This window comes from Paraburkholderia sp. CI3, from assembly GCF_050436505.1.
GTDB lineage: Bacteria > Pseudomonadota > Gammaproteobacteria > Burkholderiales > Burkholderiaceae > Paraburkholderia > Paraburkholderia tuberum.
This window is the reverse complement of record NZ_JBNDMI010000002.1, coordinates 21,538-41,169: the sequence shown is the minus strand read 5'-3', so window position 1 is coordinate 41,169 and position 19,632 is coordinate 21,538. Positions and strand designations below refer to the sequence as shown.

18 protein-coding genes are annotated in these 19,632 nt (G+C 62.3%); 14 read left to right on the top strand and 4 right to left on the bottom strand.

The window, feature by feature from the left end:
• Nucleotides 1–54: 54 nt before the first annotated feature.
• From OKW29_RS03090 to OKW29_RS03080, 3 genes are all read left to right on the top strand, one after another.
• Nucleotides 55–459, top strand: coding sequence for a transposase (locus OKW29_RS03090; RefSeq protein WP_429289942.1), 405 nt, complete (start codon nt 55–57; stop codon nt 457–459).
• 245 nt (nt 460–704) lie between these two features.
• Nucleotides 705–1,001, top strand: a complete 297-nt coding sequence (locus tag OKW29_RS03085) for a DUF6900 domain-containing protein (RefSeq protein WP_429289941.1) — start codon at nt 705–707, stop codon at nt 999–1,001.
• A 685-nt stretch (nt 1,002–1,686) separates the two neighbouring features.
• Nucleotides 1,687–2,274: an H-NS family nucleoid-associated regulatory protein gene (locus tag OKW29_RS03080; protein ID WP_429289940.1), complete on the top strand. Its 588-nt coding sequence runs from the start codon at nt 1,687–1,689 to the stop codon at nt 2,272–2,274.
• A gap of 399 nt (nt 2,275–2,673) precedes the next feature.
• Here OKW29_RS03080 and OKW29_RS03075 read toward each other — a convergent pair whose 3' ends face one another.
• Complete coding sequence (locus OKW29_RS03075) at nt 2,674–3,678, bottom strand: AraC family transcriptional regulator (RefSeq protein WP_090811429.1); 1,005 nt, start codon at nt 3,676–3,678, stop codon at nt 2,674–2,676.
• A gap of 240 nt (nt 3,679–3,918) precedes the next feature.
• On the opposite strand from OKW29_RS03075, the gene OKW29_RS03070 reads away from it, so the two are divergent.
• The 10 genes from OKW29_RS03070 (at nt 3,919) to OKW29_RS03025 (ending at nt 13,110) form a co-directional block, all read left to right on the top strand.
• Complete coding sequence (locus tag OKW29_RS03070) at nt 3,919–4,974, top strand: 3-keto-5-aminohexanoate cleavage protein (protein ID WP_429289939.1); 1,056 nt, start codon at nt 3,919–3,921, stop codon at nt 4,972–4,974.
• A gap of 158 nt (nt 4,975–5,132) precedes the next feature.
• Nucleotides 5,133–6,455, top strand: coding sequence for an MFS transporter (locus OKW29_RS03065; RefSeq protein WP_429289938.1), 1,323 nt, complete (start codon nt 5,133–5,135; stop codon nt 6,453–6,455).
• A gap of 189 nt (nt 6,456–6,644) precedes the next feature.
• Nucleotides 6,645–7,625, top strand: coding sequence for a quinone oxidoreductase family protein (locus tag OKW29_RS03060; protein WP_429289937.1), 981 nt, complete (start codon nt 6,645–6,647; stop codon nt 7,623–7,625).
• A 10-nt stretch (nt 7,626–7,635) separates the two neighbouring features.
• Nucleotides 7,636–8,484: a TauD/TfdA dioxygenase family protein gene (locus tag OKW29_RS03055; protein WP_429289936.1), complete on the top strand. Its 849-nt coding sequence runs from the start codon at nt 7,636–7,638 to the stop codon at nt 8,482–8,484.
• Nucleotides 8,485–8,502: 18 nt separating this feature from the next.
• Nucleotides 8,503–9,063 carry an RBBP9/YdeN family alpha/beta hydrolase gene (locus OKW29_RS03050; protein ID WP_429289935.1) on the top strand — a complete coding sequence of 187 codons (561 nt, stop codon included), beginning with the start codon at nt 8,503–8,505 and terminating at the stop codon, nt 9,061–9,063.
• Nucleotides 9,050–9,739 carry a DsbA family oxidoreductase gene (locus OKW29_RS03045; protein ID WP_429289934.1) on the top strand — a complete coding sequence of 230 codons (690 nt, stop codon included), beginning with the start codon at nt 9,050–9,052 and terminating at the stop codon, nt 9,737–9,739. Before OKW29_RS03050 ends, OKW29_RS03045 begins: the two co-directional genes overlap by 14 nt.
• Nucleotides 9,740–9,750: 11 nt before the next feature.
• Nucleotides 9,751–10,086, top strand: coding sequence for a Rieske (2Fe-2S) protein (locus tag OKW29_RS03040; RefSeq protein WP_429289933.1), 336 nt, complete (start codon nt 9,751–9,753; stop codon nt 10,084–10,086).
• A 54-nt stretch (nt 10,087–10,140) separates the two neighbouring features.
• Nucleotides 10,141–11,775: a 3-(methylthio)propionyl-CoA ligase gene (locus OKW29_RS03035; protein WP_429289932.1), complete on the top strand. Its 1,635-nt coding sequence runs from the start codon at nt 10,141–10,143 to the stop codon at nt 11,773–11,775.
• A 20-nt stretch (nt 11,776–11,795) separates the two neighbouring features.
• Nucleotides 11,796–12,701 carry a porin gene (locus OKW29_RS03030; RefSeq protein ID WP_429289931.1) on the top strand — a complete coding sequence of 302 codons (906 nt, stop codon included), beginning with the start codon at nt 11,796–11,798 and terminating at the stop codon, nt 12,699–12,701.
• 31 nt (nt 12,702–12,732) lie between these two features.
• The gene (locus OKW29_RS03025; RefSeq protein ID WP_429289930.1) at nt 12,733–13,110 is read left to right on the top strand and encodes a BON domain-containing protein; all 378 of its coding nucleotides are present in this window, start codon (nt 12,733–12,735) and stop codon (nt 13,108–13,110) included.
• Nucleotides 13,111–13,321: 211 nt separating this feature from the next.
• On the opposite strand, the gene OKW29_RS03020 is transcribed toward OKW29_RS03025, so the two are convergent.
• The 3 genes from OKW29_RS03020 to OKW29_RS03010 form a co-directional block, all read right to left on the bottom strand.
• Entirely contained in the window at nt 13,322–13,771 is a 450-nt protein-coding gene (locus OKW29_RS03020) for a MarR family winged helix-turn-helix transcriptional regulator (protein ID WP_429289929.1), read from the bottom strand.
• Nucleotides 13,772–14,057: 286 nt separating this feature from the next.
• A complete protein-coding gene (locus tag OKW29_RS03015; RefSeq protein WP_090811406.1) occupies nt 14,058–15,233 on the bottom strand; it encodes a porin in 1,176 nt (391 codons plus the stop codon).
• Between the two features lie 485 nt (nt 15,234–15,718).
• Nucleotides 15,719–18,463 carry a LuxR C-terminal-related transcriptional regulator gene (locus OKW29_RS03010; protein ID WP_429289928.1) on the bottom strand — a complete coding sequence of 915 codons (2,745 nt, stop codon included), beginning with the start codon at nt 18,461–18,463 and terminating at the stop codon, nt 15,719–15,721.
• A 163-nt stretch (nt 18,464–18,626) separates the two neighbouring features.
• Here OKW29_RS03010 and OKW29_RS03005 point away from each other — a divergent pair, with 163 nt between their 5' ends.
• Nucleotides 18,627–19,631: a universal stress protein gene (locus tag OKW29_RS03005; RefSeq protein ID WP_429289927.1), complete on the top strand. Its 1,005-nt coding sequence runs from the start codon at nt 18,627–18,629 to the stop codon at nt 19,629–19,631.
• The last annotated feature ends 1 nt before the right edge of the window (nt 19,632 follow it).

Here is a 19,632-nt window from a genome sequence, read left to right as displayed (position 1 = left end):
GTTCGCTCGGCCGGGCGCGGCGCTGGAGATAGTTTCGCTAAAGGAGTGAACAAGATGGCGGTTGAAGATTTGACAGACGACGAGTGGGCGCTAATCGAGCAGCTGTTCTATGAGGAACCGACGCAGAGCGCACCACGTGGTCGACGACGCATCGAAGCGCGCGCGGTAGTCAACGCCGTGTTATGGCTGCTCTCGACGGGCAAGAGCTGCAACGCGTTGCCGGGCCGCTACCCCTCGTCGCCGACTTGCCGTCGCCGTTTCGACCAATGGCGGGCCGATGGCACGCTCGCTGAAGTGATCAAGCTGCTTGGCGAAAGCGGCCGCGACATCTCGCTCGACCGCGCCGGTGCAATGACGCTCAAGCGGCCGGCTCAGCCTCAGCGGCCTGGCCAGAACCATACGCGCGGCGCATTCTGGGCCAATCCGGCGCCCTGGCGAGCGCCGGTCAAGACGCCCTGACGCGACAATCCTTCCGCTAGACCGGTCCGCCTCGCAACTCGAAGGAGGCCAGGTGCGCAAGGCTTTTGAGCCGATTATCTCCCGTATCGTTTCCACTTATATTGTTGTCGCATCCTCCAATACATTGACAATTCAACATATTAAGTGACTACTGGATCAGATGCGACGGAACGTCGCTCTTGCGTTTGTGCCACGCATGTAATCTTACAGATGGTAAGGCAAGAGGCACAACGCAGGAGGTCATCGTGGTTGAAAGAGTTGGCAACGAAGTTCACTGGGATCCGCTACTAGCAATCGCCAGCGAGGAACTCGGGATTAACTATCTAACGGAGTCAGGCAAAGTCACGACAGACATTCGGCTCGTCCGGATATCGAGTCTTGCTAAAGCCCTTGAGCGCGCCTACGACTTTGGCTTGTTGGTGGGCCACAGCGTCAGTCGGGCCGAACAGGTGAAGACGAAGCGGTCCAAATTGACTTGTCGCGCGGAACAGGATTGGGTGCGGGCCGCGGCTAACGACATTCTCAGCACCTATTTGAGTTAATGCCGAAAGCAGGAGGTAATGATGGGCGGTAGAATCATAACTGGGAAAAAACTGGTGGATATCCGGATGCTGCGGGTCTCGGGCGTTGCTAACGCGCTGGAGCTGGCCTACCAGACGGGGCTCTTCGCTGGTTATAGCGTAAAAGGGTCCGAGGGAGCATAAACGGGGGGTACTGGTCTCTCCAACCTGAAGCGGATCCAGCCTGCAAGCGAGTTATGCCGTCATTCTTTTTCATTGAAACCAGGTTATGAACGCATCCAGAAACGATGATAAAACAACGATATGCATAGATTTTGTAGACGTTCGCCGCTGTCCAATTATAGGTGTGTAAAAATCGGGCGACGTGTAAGACGTGCTACCGGTGCTGCAGGATGGTGCAGGTCAAACAATATCATCGGCATTAGGCTCGGCGGACGAGCGACAGCATCAGCAACGCGGCGACGCCCGGTTACGACGTCGAAAGTCCGGTCGACTCCGAAAGCTCTGGCCAATACACCGGTGCACGCTCCCTCCCGAGCGGGTATCGACCACTATTCGAATCTCACGCACTCAACGATCTCGTCGGCGGTCCTGCCGCGTAATCTCGCCCCGCTCTCGAAAGCTTCTCCGGGCGTAGCCCATGGTGCGCCGACTCCGCGGCGGAGACTTATAATTCCGCCACATAAAGCCAACGAGGAGTAGCGCCATGGCAAAAAGGTCTTACGAAGAGATTCAGGCACAGATTCTGGAATTGCAACAGGAAGCACAGGAAGCGCGCATTGATGAGCGCAATGACGCCATCAAGAGAATTCTCGCGGAGATGGCGCGTTTCGACATTACGGCCGACGAGCTACGCGGCCCGGTCCCAGCCGGACGCGTAGGTACGCTGGCAAAGAATGGTGGCGTGGCAAAAGGTGCCCAAAAGGAGGCGTCGGTCGCGACTAGCGCCTCCGACGAGTCTCCAGCCGTCAGAATGCTCCTGGACGCCGGCATCGATTTCCGACGCAAGTCGCCGACACCGATTGCCCCACCAGCCCAGGGAAAGCTGGCGCCCAAATATTTTGATCCCAAGACCGGTGCTACCTGGAGCGGCCTTGCGCGGCCGCCGGCCTGGATCAAGGATGCAAAAGACCGCTCAGTGTTTCTCATCGAGAAGGGCGAAACCCTCGTTACGCACTCGAAGCCCGCCAAAAAAGCCGCAACCAGGGCGGCTCGCAGAGCTCCCGAGAAGATCGCGCCGCGAAAGGTCGCAGCAAAGGGCGGCAGCAAAGCAAAAGGTACCGCGTCGCGCTAGGTTGCTGGTCGCCTCCCTTCCCGGAGGCCGCGGCCCTCTCCCGTTGATTGGAAGCGTACTTTGCTGGCGATCGTACCCGTCGTCCCCGCACCGCACACGATGTCCCGCCCGAGTGCGCGTAAATTCGTCCGGTTTCCTCGCATCGCTGTACGACGGCGAGATGCGTTGCCGTAGCGGGCGAGTGCCTCCCGTACATCGTTGGTAGGCCACGCGGCAAGGGCGACAGCACGAGCCCGCCATCCTCGTAGCGCATCGGAACATCGGCGCGTTCCCCGCTTTATGGCGCCGATCGCGCGATGTACCTCGCCCGGCGCAACGGTCGCAACCGTCTGGAAGCCGACGCGGGCGATTCCAGACCAAACGCTGCAACTCACGCATTGGCCGCTCGCACCGCGCCATTCATTTCGATGATTGGCTGCTCCGCCAGTCACGCGGCGTCATGCTGAATCGTGAAAAGAACCAGTTCGTAAACGATCCCTGTTGCGTGTAACCCAACAGGGTCGCGACCCGTCCGATTGGATAGCGCGGGTTGCTCATGTAACGCACGGCAAGTTCGCGCCGGACTTCCTCGACCAGTTCGGAGAAGCTTGTATTGTCCGATTTCAGTTGGCGCTGCATCGTGCGTACGCTCTGACCCAGATGGCGGGCGACGAGCTCAGTTGTGGCCTGCTCGAGTGGCAGCAGCAGATAGATTGCCTTGCGCACTTCCAGCGCCGCTGAATGCGCACCCGTCATGTTGAGCGGAGCGGCGAGGCTTTCGGCATAGCGCACCAGTTCCGGGTCAGCGGCCGGATTTGGGTAGTCGAGATCGGCGGCGGCGCATACGAACCCGTTGAAATCACTGCTGAACTCCAGCGGACAGCCGAAGAAGCGTCGATGAAATGTCAGGTCTGCGGGTCTTGCGTGAGTGAAATGGACTGCGCGTGGTTTCCAGTAGTTGCCGAGAAGGGCGCTCGAATGTCGCGCGAGGACACCGAGCGCAAGTTCTATCGCCTGTCTCGTCGGCGTGCCAGGTTCAACGACGAGTTCCTCGCGAATGGTGACCGTTTGGCCTGCGTCCTCGACGTAGACGGCCAGCGCCTCGTTGAGCAGGTGCCGATATTCGGCTGCGGCGAGCAGCACCTCGCGCAGCGTGCGCTTATGCGCGAGCAGGACATTGACCATGCCGGTACCGAACTTCTGCCGGGTTTCAGCCATTTGCAGTGCAAGAGTCGGGCACGCCCCCTTTTCGGCCGAGAGTTCCATCAGGCGGCAGCAGGCGGCGGCCGGAACGCGATCGTCCGGATTGGCTAGAGCCGCGGCGTCGATCCCCACCTGCTGCGCGAGCTCGACCGGGTTCAGCCCGAGCCGCCGCATCACGTCGAAGTACCCGCTCATCGCTACCGACCGCAGCATCGTTTCCATCGCTTTCCCCTCCGCTTCCGACAAGCTGCGCCTCACTCCCGGTCATGGCATGCCCGCTCCGCGCAAACACTGGCGTTAACACCGAGTGGCATGGACCGCTAAAACGATGGCGTCTATTCATAAAAGTGTAACCCGCGATTGCCGTATCGTGCCATCAGGAAGGTTCGTTATGTTCCGACCAGCTTACGCGCGATCTGTCGCGGCACGGGCAAGCCAGTCACCCATATCTGGAGATAAAAGATGCAATTTCTCGACGATTCGCTGCACCCTGAGAATCAGGACAAGGTAGTCATCACCACCGCCCCTTATGGCCCGGAATGGATGCCGGCGGACTTCCCGGAAGACATCCCCGTGACGATGGACGAGCAGATCCAGAAAGCCGTCGATTGCTACAACGCCGGCGCCACGGTCCTGCACCTGCACGTGCGCGAACTGGACGGCAAGGGCTCGAAGCGCCTGTCGAAGTTCAATGAACTGATCGCGGGTGTGCGCGCGGCAGTGCCCGACATGATCATTCAGGTCGGTGGTTCGATTTCGTTTGCGCCGGAAGATGACGGACAAGCCGCGAAGTGGCTGTCCGACGATACGCGCCATATGCTGGCCGATCTCGATCCGAAGCCCGATCAGGTGACGGTCGCGATCAACACCACGCAGATGAACATCATGGAGCTGCTCTATCCGGAGTATCTGGCAGGCACCTCGCTTTCCAACCCCGCGTTCATGGCCGCCTATAGTGAAATGACGGTGCCGGCCGGTCCCGCATGGGTCGAGGAACACCTGCGCCGCCTGCAGGCTTCGGGCATCCAGCCGCACTTCCAGCTCACCGGCATTCACGCGCTCGAAACGCTCGAGCGCCTCGTGCGCAAGGGCGTCTACAAGGGCCCGCTGAACCTGACGTGGATCGGTATCGGTGGCGGCTTCGACGGCCCCAATCCATTCAACTTCTTCAACTTCGTGCATCGCGCGCCGGATGGCTGCACGCTCACCGCCGAGTCGCTGCTGAAGAACGTGCTGCCGTTCAACATGATGGCGATGTCGATGGGACTGCATCCGCGCTGCGGCATCGAGGACACGATCATCGACCAGCACGGCAAGCGCTTCTCGTCGGTGCAGCAGATCGAGCAGTGCGTGCGCGTTGCGCGTGAACTCGGCCGCGAGATCGCCAGCGGCAAGGAAGCACGCGAGATCTATCGCATCGGCGTGCAGTACGAGACGGTCGAAGAGACGCTGGCCGCCAACGGTATGGCGCCGAACCGCAAGACCGGCGTGAAGAACCTGCCGCTGCGCGCGGCGTGACGGATTGGAACCCGGCCGACCGCTTCAGCGGATACCGGGTTTCAAAGGGAGGACTCCTCGGCAAGCGCCGGGGAGGGTAACGGGGCATCCATAATCGGTCCCTTTGCCCTGACGGGCAAAGACGGCTGCAAACGAGATAGACGGGAAGGAGACAAACCATGCTCATGCAACATGCCGAGCCCACCGCGGGCGGCGTTTCAGCAGCACAATCGGACGTGCCCACCTATGCGTGGGTCGTGTTTGCGTTGACGGTCGGGTTGCTGCTCTCCGACTACATGTCGCGGCAGGTGTTGAATGCGGTGTTTCCGCTGTTGAAGGCCACATGGAACCTTTCCGACACACAGCTCGGTTCACTTAGCAGTGTGGTCGCGCTGATGGTCGGCGTCCTGACTTTCCCGCTGTCGGTGCTCGCCGATCGCTGGGGCCGGGTGAAGAGCATCGTGCTGATGGCCGCTCTGTGGAGTCTCGCGACACTGGGGTGCTCGCTCTCGAGCAACTACGGTGAAATGCTGCTCGCGCGCGCTTTCGTCGGCATCGGCGAAGCCGCGTATGGCAGCGTGGGTCTCGCACTTGTCCTGAGCATCTTCCCGGCACGTCTGCGCTCCACGCTCACGGGCACCTTCATGGCGGGCGGGGCGTTTGGCTCGGTGACGGGCATGGCTGTCGGCGGCGGGGTCGCGGCTCATTTGGGCTGGCGCCCGGCCTTCGGTGCCATGGCGGCATTGGGGATGATCCTGGTTATCGTCTACCGGATTGTCGTCACTGAAAAACGGCTCGCACCGCTGAAGTCGGAAACCGCGGGCGCGCAGGCAATAGGGTTCGGCGTACGCATGAGTTTCAAGACGCTGATGAAGGGGCTTTTCTCGACGAAGTCTGTCGTGTGTGCCTATGTCGGCAGCGGTATCCATCTGCTTGTTCCCGCGGCAGTGTGGGCGTGGATGCCGAGCTTCCTGAATCGCTATTACGGCATGGCCACCGGCAAGGCTGCGATGGCCGCGGCAGCGTTTGTGCTGGTGACGGGCGTTGGCATGGTGGTATGTGGAAACCTTGCCGACCGCCTCAGCCAGAACTCGCGAGAAAAGAAGTGGGCCGCCGCGATCGCTTACTGTCTGACCTGCTTCACGCTGCTCGCGATCGGTTTCCGCCTGCCGGCGGGTACGTTGCAGCTCGTGGTGATCGGCGCCGGCATGTTCTTCAGCGCAGGCGCGAGCGGCCCGTCGGGTGCGATGGTGGCTAACCTCACCCCGCCGTCGATTCACGCATCGGCGTTTGCGACCCTGACGCTGGCGAACAATTTTCTCGGTCTGGCTCCCGCAGCCGTCCTGACGGGGATTGTCGCCGACCGGATCGGGCTGCTCGGCGCGTTGCAACTCGTTCCGTTTGCGCCTCTCATTGCGGCTACCGCATTTTTCATCGGCAAGCGGAACTATGCCGTCGACCTGGATCGCCTGAACGCGCTGCGTGAGCAGGCCGTGCGCTGAGCGGAGCTCTCACCCCCGGCGCCGTTCGCTCGCTTACCACGCGACGGCGCCGGTCGTTGAAGGATTTGCGTGATATTGCAACTTGTTTAGACACAACACTGATCTGGCAAAGACGCCTGGGGTAGGTCGGAATTTTCCGCCGCAGGCGTAGTCGATTTTGCAGTTTGAGTAACGAATAGGAGATTCAGCGTGGCAAAGGCAGTACGCTTTCATGAAACCGGTGGTCCGGAAGTCTTGCGCTATGAGGACGTTGAAGTGGGTGACCCCGGCCTCGGCGAGGTGCGCTTGCGCCAGGAGGCCGTAGGCCTGAATTTCGCCGACACCTATTTCCGCAGCGGCCTTTACCCGGTTCCGCTGCCTTCAGGCATGGGCGTCGAGGCCGCAGGCGTGGTTGAGGCAGTCGGTGCCGATGTAACGAACGTCGCGGTCGGCGATCGTGTGACGTACACCGGCTTCATCAATGTTCTTGGCGCCTACAGCACCGAACGCCTGATCCCGGCCGCGCCACTCATCAAGCTGCCCGACGCGATCTCATGCGAGACGGCTGCCGGTATGACAATGCGAGGCCTGACCTCGTCGTATCTGATGCGCCGCATTTACGACTTCAAGGCGGGTGACACCGTCCTGCTGCATGCGGCCGCCGGCGGTGTGGGCCTGATCGTGTCGCAATGGGCGAAGCTGCTGGGTCTCACCGTGATCGGCACGGTTTCGACCGAAGCCAAGGGCGAGGTGGCCCGCGCCCATGGCTGCGACCACATCATCTATTACGGCCGGGAAGACGTCGCGAAGCGAGTGCGCGAACTGACCAGCGGCGCCGGCGTGAGCGTGGTGTTCGACAGCGTCGGCAAGGACACCTTCGAAGGGTCGCTCGATTCGCTCAAGCGCCGCGGCCTGATGGTCTGCGTCGGCACCGCTTCGGGCCCGATCCCGCCGTTCAATCCGCAGATCCTGGCGATGAAGGGCTCGCTCTACCTGACCCGCCCGGCGCTGGCCGACTACATTGCCGACCCCGCCGAGAAGAACGAGCTCGCCGGTGAAATTTTCGGGCACATCGCCTCGGGACGCATCAGGATCGAACTCAACCAGCGCTACGCGCTCGAGGATGCAGCGCAAGCCCACCTGGACCTGGAATCCCGCAAGACGACGGGTTCGTCGGTCTTCGTCATTTGAGGAGCTAGCCATGCGAGTCGAACAATTGACATATGCGATCGGCGCCGAACTGGTTGGAGTGAATCTCGCCGATGCGATCCGCGATGAGGGCCTGTTTGGCGAGATCCGGGCGGCACTGCTGAAACACCGGGTGCTGTTTCTCCGCGACCAGGACATCTCGCGCGCCGAGCACGTGGCATTTGCGCGCCGCTTCGGCGAACTCGAAGACCATCCGGTCGCGGGCAGCGATCCCGAGCATCCGGGCCTCGTGCGCATCTACAAGACCCCGGATCAGCCGAACGACCGGTACGAAAACGCGTGGCACGCGGATGCCACCTGGCGCGAAGCGCCGCAGTTCGGCGCGGTCCTGCGCTGTGTAGAGTGTCCGCCGGTCGGGGGCGACACGATGTGGGCAAATATGGCCCTCGCTTACGAGAACCTGCCGGACCACATCAAGACCCAGATCGCGGACCTGCGTGCCCGCCACAGCATCGAGGCGAGCTTCGGCGCGGTGATGCCGATCGAAAAACGCCTTGCGCTGAAGGCCCAGTATCCGGACGCGGAGCACCCGGTCGTGCGCACGCACCCGGAGACCGGCGAGAAGGTGCTGTTCGTGAGCGCCTTCACCACTCATTTCACCAACTATCACACGCCGGCACGGGTGCGCTTCGGGCAGGACGCCAATCCGGGCGCGGGCGACCTGCTGCGCTATCTGATCAGCCAGGCCTATATCCCCGAGTACCAGGTGCGCTGGCGCTGGCAGCCCAATAGCGTGGCGATCTGGGACAACCGCAGCACGCAGCACTACGCGGTGATGGACTACCCGCCGTGCCATCGCAAAATGGAACGCGCCGGCATCATCGGCGACAAGCCGTACTGAACTAGCAAGTAGCTTCCCATGAATTACGAATTGAAACCGACCATTCTGATGGTGCCCGGCTTGCGCGACCACGTCGCGGAACACTGGCAAACCCTGTTGGAGCAGAAGTTGCCCAAGGCGCTCTCGGTGCCGCCGCTCGAGCACGACAAGCTCAGTTGCGCGGGGCGCGTTGCGGCGCTCGACGCGGCCCTCGCGAAAATCGACGGCCCGGTTATCCTGGTCGCGCACAGCGCGGGCGTGATGATTGCGGTGCATTGGGCGCAGCAGCACAGCCGCAAGATTCACGGCGCGCTGCTTGCCGCTCCGGCCGACCTCGAGACGCCGCTGCCGGCCGGCTATCCGGCCATCGATGCGCTGGCCCAGAACGGCTGGCAGTCGATCCCGCGCAAACCGCTGCCGTTCCCGAGCATCGTCGGCGCCAGTCGCAACGATCCGCTCGCGCAGTTCGAGCGGGTGTCCGCGATGGCAAAAGACTGGGGCAGCCGCCTCGTCGACCTCGGCGAAGTGGGTCACCTCAACCCCGCCGCGGGCTTTGGTGAATGGCCGATGGCAGAGAGCCTGATCCATGAACTCATCTGACCCGAAGCGCGCCACCCAGCCAGGCATTGAGACGGCCGAGCGTCCCCCCATGACGATCGAGGTGTTCTTCGATTTCATCTGCCCGTGGTGTCTGATCGGCAAACGCAATATGGACGCGGCCGTGCGCCGCTTTGCCGGGTTGCGGCCCGATGTGCCGCTGACGGTGCTGTGGCGCTCCCATCAACTCCTTCCCGATACGCCGCTCAATGGCAAGGATTACCAGGCGTTCTATCTTGATCGCCTGGGTAGTCCCGAGGCGGTGGCGGCAAGGCGCGCGCAGGTGCAGCGCGCAGGCTACCACGCCGGCGTCGAATTTGCGTTCGACCGGATCGGCGTGCTGCCCAACACCGCTGCCGCGCACCAGATCGTTGCTTATGCAGCCAGCCGCGGCAGCGAGGCCCAACTAGCCTCATTGATCGATCGGATGTTCACCGCCTACTTCATGGAAGGCGAGAACATTGGTGAGCCGCGGATCCTTGAGCAGCTCGGACTCGAGTGCGGTCTGGACTACGCAGGCCTGACAGATCATCTGGCCGAATCGGGCCGGCACATGTTGCACTCCAGCCATCGCGTGAACGGCGTTCCGCATTTTGTGTTCAACGCCGGCTACGCGCTTTCGGGAGCCCATTCTCCCGACGCGATCTTCGAAGCCATGGTGCTGGCGGTCCGAGACTAAAGGAACGCAGAATGTCACGTCAGATATCGGTTGGAACGGTCGATGAACTCGCACCAGGGCAACGCAAGCTGGCCTTCATCGATGGCCGCAGCATTGTCCTGTTCAACATCGCCGGCGCGATCCACGCAATTGATAACTCGTGTTCCCACAACGGTGCGTTGCTCGCGAGCGGTCAACTGGAGGGATGCATGCTGCGCTGTCCGGCGCACGGCCTGCGCTTTGACTTGCGCACGGGATCCATGGCGGGGGCGGGCGGCCTGAGCCTGACGACTTTCCCGGTCCGGGCCATTGACGGACAACTGGTCGTGAGTCTCGACGGGCCCGCCGCCAGTCCGACACATGCATGAGGGTGCGACGACGTCATCCAGGCGCGGGACCATACAACTATTCAGGAGAAAGGGATGCAAGGTTTGATGATGCAGCAACCGTTACTGGTCGCTTCGCTGCTCGCGCACGCTGAACGCCATCACGGCGGACAAGAAATCGTGTCTCGACGTGTCGAAGGGGACATTCACCGGTATCGGTATCGGGATCTTGCGCAACGCGCGCGCCGCATGGCAAACGTCCTGGAAGGCCTCGGCGTCAAGCCGGGCGAGCGGGTAGGGACGCTCGCGTGGAACGGTTACCGGCACATGGAGTTGTACTTCGCCGTGTCGGGATCCGGGTCCGTGCTGCATACGCTCAACCCCCGACTGCACGTCGACCAGCTCGCGTACATCATTGAGCATGCGGAAGATCGCGTCGTATTCTTTGACGCGACGTTTCTGCCGCTGATCGAGAGCGTCGCGCCGCGCGTTAAAAGCCCCAAGGTATTCGTGGCGATGACTGATCGCGCGCACATGCCGCAAGCGAACGACCTGACCGGCATGCTGATGTGCTACGAGGATCTGCTCGAGCTGCACGACGACGTTTTCGAATGGCCGCCGCTCGATGAAAACAGCGCGTCATCGCTGTGCTACACGTCGGGCACCACCGGCAATCCGAAGGGTGTGCTGTACAGCCACCGCTCGACCCTCCTGCACACGTACGCGGCGGCGCTGCCCGACTCGCTCAACTGTTCGGCACGCGACGTGATCCTGCCTGTCGTGCCGATGTTCCATGTGAACGCGTGGGGGTTGCCATACATCGCCTGCATGGTCGGCGCGAAGCTGGTGTTCCCGGGTCCGGCGCTGGACGGCAAGTCGCTTTACGAACTGATCGAGGCGGAACAGGTCACCCTGTCCGCGGGCGTCCCGACGGTCTGGCAAGGCCTGCTCACGCACGTCGGCGAGCGGCAGGAGACCTTCGCGTCGATGCGGCGCACGATTATCGGCGGCGCCCCTTGTCCGACGGCGATGACCGCGCAGTTTCAGGAGCGTTATCAGGTCGACGTACTACACGCATGGGGCATGACGGAATTGAGCCCGGTGGGCACGGTTTGCAGTTTTAAGCCGCATCAGTTGTCGTTGTCCACCGAGGAGCGCTACGCGGTTCAGGCGAAGCAGGGACGCTCGGTGTTCGGCATCGACATGAAGATCGTCGGCCCGGACGGCGAAGCGCTGCCGTGGGACGGCCACGCGGCCGGCGACCTGCTGGTGCGCGGCCAGTGGGTCACGCGGCAGTATTTCGGCGCCGGCGACGGCGACGCGTCGCCGCTGCGCGACGGCTGGTTCCCGACCGGCGACGTGGCAAAGATCGATCCAGACGGCTTCATGCAGATCACCGACCGCAGCAAGGACGTCATCAAGTCTGGCGGCGAATGGATCAGTTCCACCGACATCGAGAATGTCGCCTGCCTGCATCCGGAAGTTGCCACTGCGGTGTGCATCGCCGCGCGGCATCCAAAGTGGGACGAACGGCCGCTACTGTTGATCGTGAAGAAGCCCGGCAGTGCTCTGGGCGGCGGCGAGATGCTCGCGTTCTTCGACGGCCGCGTTGCGAAATGGTGGATACCCGACGCGGTGGTGTTCGTCGAGTCAGTTCCGCTGGGCGCGACCGGCAAGGTCCTCAAGAACCAGTTGCGGGACCAGTATCGGGACTACTACCTGTCGGCCTGACACGCCGACCCGGCAGCAACATGGCTTGCTTCGAGCAACAATCACGAAAGCCGCCGGGTCCACCCCGCCGCGCCACCCGGAGGAGACAGCATGAAATTGAAGTTGAGCAGCACGGCGGCGCGCCGAACTTGGGGCACGTCTATCGACTCAAGGACGGCGGCATCTTTTCCAGCTACTGGGGCCTCAAGGGAAGTGAAGAGGTCGGCGGCGGCTACAAGATCAACTTCAAGCTGCAGGGCACGTTCAACACCATGAACGGCAAGTTTGGCCTGGCCGACACCCAGGGCACGACCGCGATTTTCAACCAGTTCGCGACGATCGGGGCATCCGGTCCGTTCGGCACGTTCGACGCCGGCCGGCGGATCACCCCGATGATCTACGCGATGGCGGAGACTGAGGTGCGTGGCGCCCAGTATTTCGGCAGTATCCTGACTGCGTGGCTGGGCATGAATCAGGCGGCCGGATGGCCCGGCACCAGCACGACCCCCCCGATCGGCGCCCCTTATGACAGCAATGCGCTGGTCTACAATTCGCCGAAATTCTATGGGACGTCGCTTGCGCTCGAGTACGCGCTGGGCGGGGTCGCGGGCCAGTTCCAGGGCGGCACGCGCGAGTCGGCGGTTCTCAAGTTCTCGAACTACGGTCTGAATCTGTCGGCCGTGTATTACAACGGGCATGACACCAATCCGTTCCCGCTGACCTATCCCGCCGCTCCGGCTGTGTCCGCAACGGGTCTTGCCAACAATCGGTTCATCTATTTCGGTGCGCTGTACACGATTGACCGATTTTCGATATCCGGTTCGTACAGCATCGGCAAGAACCCGGCGAAGAGTAACAGCTTGAACCAGACGATCATCCATGGTGCCCTCGTAGCGCCGGGCGTATCTACCACGGCAGCCATGATCGGCATCCGCCACACCTTCTGATTCCACCACCCCTCCACAACTGGAGCAATTGATGCAGAACAACAAGACATTCAGGATGGCTGTCGGAATATTGATGGTTGCAACGTCCATCACCACATGGGCCCAAAACGGCGAAACGGCCAGTGCGGCGAGCGCGCCGGCGATGGCGGCGTCGGGCACCGCGGCGCCGGCCACCGGAAGAAAAGCGAATCGTGCCCTTCGCCGGAAGATTTATGCCGCGATCGGGAAGCACAAGGAGATCAGCGCCGGAAATATCAGTGTCACGGCAAAAGACGGCGCAGTGACGCTGAATGGCACCGTCACGGAGGCTTCCCAGGTCGACAAGGTCGCGGAAATCGCGAAGGGTGTTCCAGGAGTCACTTCGGTGGCCAACAAGCTTACGGCGCGCAAACCATTCGGCGGCATGTAAGCTTGCTGTCGCCGGCCCATGATGACTCGGCCCCGGCGACTTCTCACCATCCGTGTACCCGGGCGCAGAACTTGGGAGTGGGGGGCCGCGCGATTTATTTGGCTCCCGGCGCGCCCGGCCCGGTATGTGGCCGCTCAGGCGTCGGTGAATGGTTGATTGATAAAGGAGCCTCGAGCCGGCAGCCTACGAGCAATACGCGGGCCGCCTGAAATCAGATGGCCTCCCATCCGTGGGCCGCGAGAATCTTGTCCAGCAGGTAACGCAGCGCCTCGCTTTCCGGCTCGCTGAGACACTGGTAAAGCTCTGTGTCCCGCCGATCAATCGTGGGGGCAACCTTTTTGAAGATTTTGCGTCCGTCGGATGTCAGCGAAATGATCACGCTGCGTCCATCCTTGTCGCTGGCCGTGCGCCCGAGAAAGCCCTTGGCGAGCAGGGCATCCACTGTGCGACTCGCCTGACTCTTGTCCAGATTGGCGCGGCGGGAAATGTCCCTGATGGTCTGCGGGCCGAACGTACCGAGCACGCCGATGATGCTTGCCTCCGGATAGGGCACGCCAAGTTTCTCTCGGGATAATTCGGCGCTCATGCGATCGGCGATTTTGTTTAACGCCTTTATTCGGTAGGTCAGGGATTCGTGAGGTCCGGACTCGATGATCGACATGATGTCATTCAGAAATGGATGAAACGCAAGGTTGCGGGATGCAAGCCCACTATCTTGCCCGGACCCACGCAGGCGGTCAAATTTTACGCGCGGAGCCGCTTGGCTTCGCAGGCGATCTATGTGGCGCCGGCCGCTTGGCCAAGAGTGCCCCGTGTCGGGCGTTAGTGCCCCTTGTAAGTCAGTCCGGAAAGAGCAAAGCCGCCTCGCGCGCGCGGGCGGCTTCGGATTGAGACGGAAGACAGCACCGAGGTTCGCGAGCAGACGGCTCGCGAACCCGGTTCCAAAATCAGAAGGAGTGGCGGATCCCCACGTTGCCTGCGGCGGTGTTCTTCCCCACTGCCACCGGGCTGCCGTAGGTAATCTCCTGGTTCATCGCGCCGCGGTTGGAGACGTAGCCTACCTGAGCGTAAAGCGACGTCCTCTTGGAAAGGTTGTAGTTGCCGCCCAGCACGTACAGGGTCGACTGGTTCTGGTTGTGCTTTTCGTCCTTCACGTAGTAGACGCCCGACGTGATGTCGAACGAGGGGCTAAAGCGATACCCGATACCGCCCGTCAACATGTCGAAATCGCCCGAGATCGCGCCAATCGCGGGATTCCCGTTTGGAGCTGCCGGGTTGCGCCCGTTGCTCCACGAGCCGGACACGGACAGGCCGCGCCACGTGTACTTCGCGCCCAGGTACACGAAGCGGTTGTTGTTGAGGCCGGTCGCCGGATGGAGCGGGGTGGGACTGGCGCCAAGATAAGGGTTGGCGTCATGGCCGTTGTAGTAGACTGCATCGGCATTCAGACCGAAGTTCGAGTACTTGAGCACGGCGGATTCGCGCGTGCCGCCTTGGAACGCGCCCGGCGTACCGCCCGGTGCGTACTGGAGCGCGGCCGACAGACCATGGAAAGACGGCGAGTTATACACGATCGCATTGTCGTCATAAAGTGCGCCGATCTGGCCGTTCGTGCTCGTGCCTGGCCAGCCAGCCGCCGTGTTCATGGTCAACCATGCGGTCAGGACGCTGCCGAAGTACTGTGCGTTGCGCACATCCGTTTCCGCCATCGCGTAAGCCATTGGCGCGAACTGGCGACCGACATCGATCCGGCCGAACGGCCCCGACACGCCGACCGTCGTGACCTGCGTGAACATCGAACTTGCTCCCGGCGAGCTGGCCAGCCCGGACTTGCCGTTGCCGCTGTTAAACGTGCCCTGGAGCTTGAAGTTGACCTTGTAGCCGGCGCCGATGTCTTCCGTGCCCCTCAACCCGAAGATGCTCGCATAGACACCGCCGTCCTTGAACTGGAACACGTGGCCCAGGTTCGGGTTTGCTTTTGCATTCGGCAGAAAGTTTGCTGCCGAAGTGTTCTGCCAGAGCAGGCCCGAGTCAACTGCGCCATAGAGCGTCACCGATGACTGCGCGTGCGCGGATGCCGCGAACGCGAGAAGTGCTGCGGCTCCGGTAATCCTCAACTTCATGTGGTCTCCTGCGTAGCGTTGTTCAACCCTTAGGTACAGAGCGCCCGTGCAACATATGGGCGCTGCATGTCTAGAGGAGCATACGTACAGCCACGCAGCTCGACTCCCCCCACCCTTGGGGGGGAGGGTTATCGGCAATACCGGGGCGCGGTAAGCGCTGTCCAGCCATATCCGGCACGGCTTTCGCGGCATGCTCAAGGCGACCGCGCACTGCCGGAAGGGGGCGACACCGCCTATCCGTGTTGCAACTTGGTGACAGAAAATGACGGGTTGCGGATATTTCGATCGATGGTTGCGATAACAACCACCATGGAAGCGTCCCAACGTATAAAGAGAAAAGGACCCGAGCCGGATCGATGGGCTAACCATGTCGCCCTTGGGACGGCGCCAGCGCGGCTTGTCGATTTAATTGATATCGCAACCGTCAGGGTTGCGCGGAATGGTGTCGCCTCTCTTCAGCTGTGGTTCCGGGGTGCTTCCCCCGTTCAGGTTTCCTGCAGCAGGCCCAGTAGCTGCGCGCGGCGCACGATTTGCCGGCGCGACGTCGCGTCGAGTTTGATGAAGAGGTTTTTCATATGCCACTTGACTGTCTCCTGGCCGACGCCCATCGCGAGTGCGATCTCCTTGTTGGTGAGGTGGCGGCTAGTCAGCTCCAGCACACTGCGCTCCTTCGGCGTCAGTACCATGCTGGGCGCTACGCGCGGCTCGGCATCCCGCCCTGGCGCGGGTGAAACGGCAACGGTTGGCGGCAGGGGTGGGCCGACATCGGCGAGGCGCGGCGCGCCATCCGCTCCGCGCTCATGCAACCATTCCGCGAACGCCGGATGAAGGTCGGGCGCCGTGAGACTCATTCCGTATGCCGCGCCCAGATCCACGGCCTCGCGCAGCAGGGCGGTTCCGCATTTGCCGAGACGGTCCAGCACGAAAGCGTGCAACGTCAGCAGATCGACGCCGACCCCGCCCAGCTTCATCGCGTCGGTGCCTTGCTGGGCCAACGCGAGAGCACGGTCGGCGGCAGTCCAGTCCTGCTCGGCAATTGCCACGAAAGCCTGCGCAATATGCTGATGCAGGAGCAGCGCACGACGCTTGAGGGGAGAATCGGCGGTGGCATGTTCCGCGACAATCTGTTCCAGTCGGCGGGCGAGCGTGCGGCAGGACGCCGAGCGGAAGCGACCACTGTGGAGCCTGATCTGTTCGGTCAGGCTCGCCACGCATAACCTCGGCATGCGCCGCGCGGTGCCGATTGCATGGAGTGTCTCGAGCAGGTCGAAGGCCCGGTGCTCCGCGCCGGTGGCCGATGAGACCCGCGCGGCGGTGCGATAGGCGAAAATCACCGCGTCGGGTGTTCCGCTGCGTTCGAGCACATCCAGCCGGTTTGCCAGCAACGCGGCCGCTTCATTAAAATCGCCGCGTTTGAAACGCGTGGTGGCGAGCAGCGCGGCCATCATGCAGGAAAACGGGTGCCGGCGGCCAAGGTCGTCGTCTGCCTGGACAAGGGCCGGGCGCAGCGTGCGCTCGGCCGATAGCATCTGCCCCTGGAGCAGATAGCCGAGGCCCGTCGTGTAAGCGCGCCAGCGAACCACGTACCGATAGGCAGCGCTGGCATTCCCGCGCGGCATGTGCCGCCGGAGCTGGCGGGCCTTCGCGTACTCGCCCTCCATGACAGCTCGCACGGCGAGTCGGTTCGCATGAACCTGCAGGAGCCACGAGTCACTGACGGGCGGTGTATCACCCCAGCGATCGAGCAGTCGCGCGGCCCGGTCTGGCTCATCCGCGAAATAGGCGGCTGCGCTCAGAATGAGATCGATCTCGTAGCGCATCGCCTCGTCAGGCTCTGTGCTGCGCAGAATAGCCTGCGCCTGCTCTTCCGCCTCCTGCTGACGGTCGCTCTGCGCCAGCGCCCATGCCATGGCAAGCCGCAGGCGCGGATGGCGATCCAGGACAGGCTCCGGTAGCCATTCGAGCCATTCCAGTACAGCTACAAGTTGACCCTGAGTTACCGCATCGTGCAGAGATCCTTGCGCGAGCGTGTAGGCGGTTTCCTCCTGCCCGCACGCCAGCGCGTGGCGTGCCGCAGCTTCGGTCATGCCGTGGTCCGCCAGCCAATGCATCGCGCGGCGGTGCAGCTCACTGTGCGTTGCAGGCGGCAGGATAGTCAGATGCGCGCGTATTGCTTCACGTGCCATCGAGTGCATGCGATACCACTGACCGCGTCCTTGAGCACTGAAAAAGAGCGGCGTTTCGCGAGCGAGGCGCAAGAGCCGCTGCTTCGCATCCTTGGCTCCGGTGAGGGCTTCGCACAAATCTTCGTGCAGCAGGTCGACAATCGAAATACGGGTGAGGAACTCGGTGTCCTCGCTGCTTAGCCGTTCAAGGAGCGCCGTAATGAATTGCTCACGAATGCCGCCGGTGCTGCTGGCAAAGGCGTCGATACTCGCGACCGGGTCATCGCTGTCAGCGATCGCAGCAAGGCCAATCTGCAAGCCGAGTGGCCAGCCTTCCGCGATGTCGTGTAATCTGGCGCTCGCCTCAGCATCGGCATCGACCACGGCGCCCAACCGGCTGCCGATCAGCGCGATCGTTTCATCGAGGCGAAAGCGAAGCGCCGCGGCATCCACCGCTGCACACTGGCCATAGGGGCCCAGGCGTGCGATGACCTTCTCGAATCCAGCGCGCGAGGCAATCACGATGCGCAGGTTGGCCGGCAGATTCTCAAGCAGGTAGATGAGCGCTTCCAGACTAGCCTGCGGCAACTGCTCCGCTTCGTCGAGTATCAGCACAATATCGAGCGCGGTGCGAGCCACTTCGGCCAGCCATGCTGTGACTCCTTCAATCGGTGCATCTGGCAACGCGCCCCCTTCAAGCAGGCGTCTGCCGAATGCTGTGCGCCCTGATCCGGAGCGGACTGCCAGCGTCAGGCTCGCGAGCAGGCGCCTGGGGTCGTCGTGGCCGTCAATCGAGACCCACGCCACAGCGCTGCCGTGCATCAGGTATTCCTGGCGCCACTGGATCAACAGGGATGTCTTGCCGAACCCCGGCGGCGCCTGCACGATGGTCACGGCGCAATTGCGGAAACGCTCGCAGTCCGAGCTCAGGCGCGCGCGGGCAAGCATGTGCCGCGGCGCACGGGGCGGGCTGATCTTCAGGGTCGCTTCGGGGTTCGCGACAGATTGTTGATTGGTCATCCGATTGGGGCCGATAGTACCGTTGCCGAACGTGCCGACGTTCACGGGAGGCGGGCAGGCTGAAAGGCCTGCTGATTATATAACGGACCATGTCCGGCGCTTTTTACGCATTTAGCGGGTTCTGCGGTCCGTTCCCCCCCAACCAATGGGGGGGATTTTGCGCACGATTTTTCCTATCATGGCGGCTCGATGACCAACGAAAGACTACATGCTGCATCATCTCGGCGTATCCATTGATTCGAGCGATCACTGCTCGGAGGCGGCCATACAGGCGCTACAGTTTGCGAGCGCAAATAGCGCGCGGATCAGCCTTTGGTACGCGCAAGGCGTGCCGGATGGTCCGCTGGATCAGCTACGTCGGGAGCACAGGGCGAGCGAAGCTCTGGCCCGGGTGGAAGCCGCCGCGCATGCAATGGGTATACCGACCCGGGCCGGGGCGCTCTTCGCCGCGCAGCCTGCACACGAGCTCCTGAATGCAGCGCAAATCGCCGGATGCGACGCTATTGTTATCGTTAGTGAACCCAAGCAGCTTGCTGAAAACGGGACAGCGACGATCGATATGCTCTCGCACGCATCCGTTCCGGTTTTGACGTTCGGGAGCGGCTGCCTGCCGCCTCGCGTTGCCGCCCTTGATCTGCTACATACCGAATACCAGCGACTCATCACCTTTTTATTCAAATGGCTCTGCCTTTTGAGCAGCCCGGATCCGCTGCGACAGCGAACGCTGGACCCATATCGGGCGGGCATGCAGGCGGTTGTCGACCACGTGCGCGACACCGTGCATCCACTGCGATGCTGTAAGGAGGCCTGGTTTTTCGGCCCGCTTCGGCAACGCATTGACGACGTGCGCGCTGAAATAGATGAACTCCTGCTTCTCGGACAGCGCGAAGACAAACTGCTTGACGATCTTGAGTCGAAGATCGCGCAGCCGCTGGACAGCGAGTCCGCGGTGGCCGCCCTCGCGGTAGCGCTTGAGCAATACGCACGGCAAATATGGGCCGCCCGGGGACGGGAACTAGGAGTCATACTGCCGGCGGCACGGCGCCATCTGTCGGCGTCGGACTGGGACAGGCTTCATTCCGGATTCGTCAAGACATGCGGTGGCAGCGCAAGAACGACAGGACGGTTTAAAAGTTTGAGCGTTGCCTTCTGCGCGGCCGCGCAAGACGGTACGAGCCGAGGGTTTGCGGCGAACCTCGATCTGGGCGGTTGAA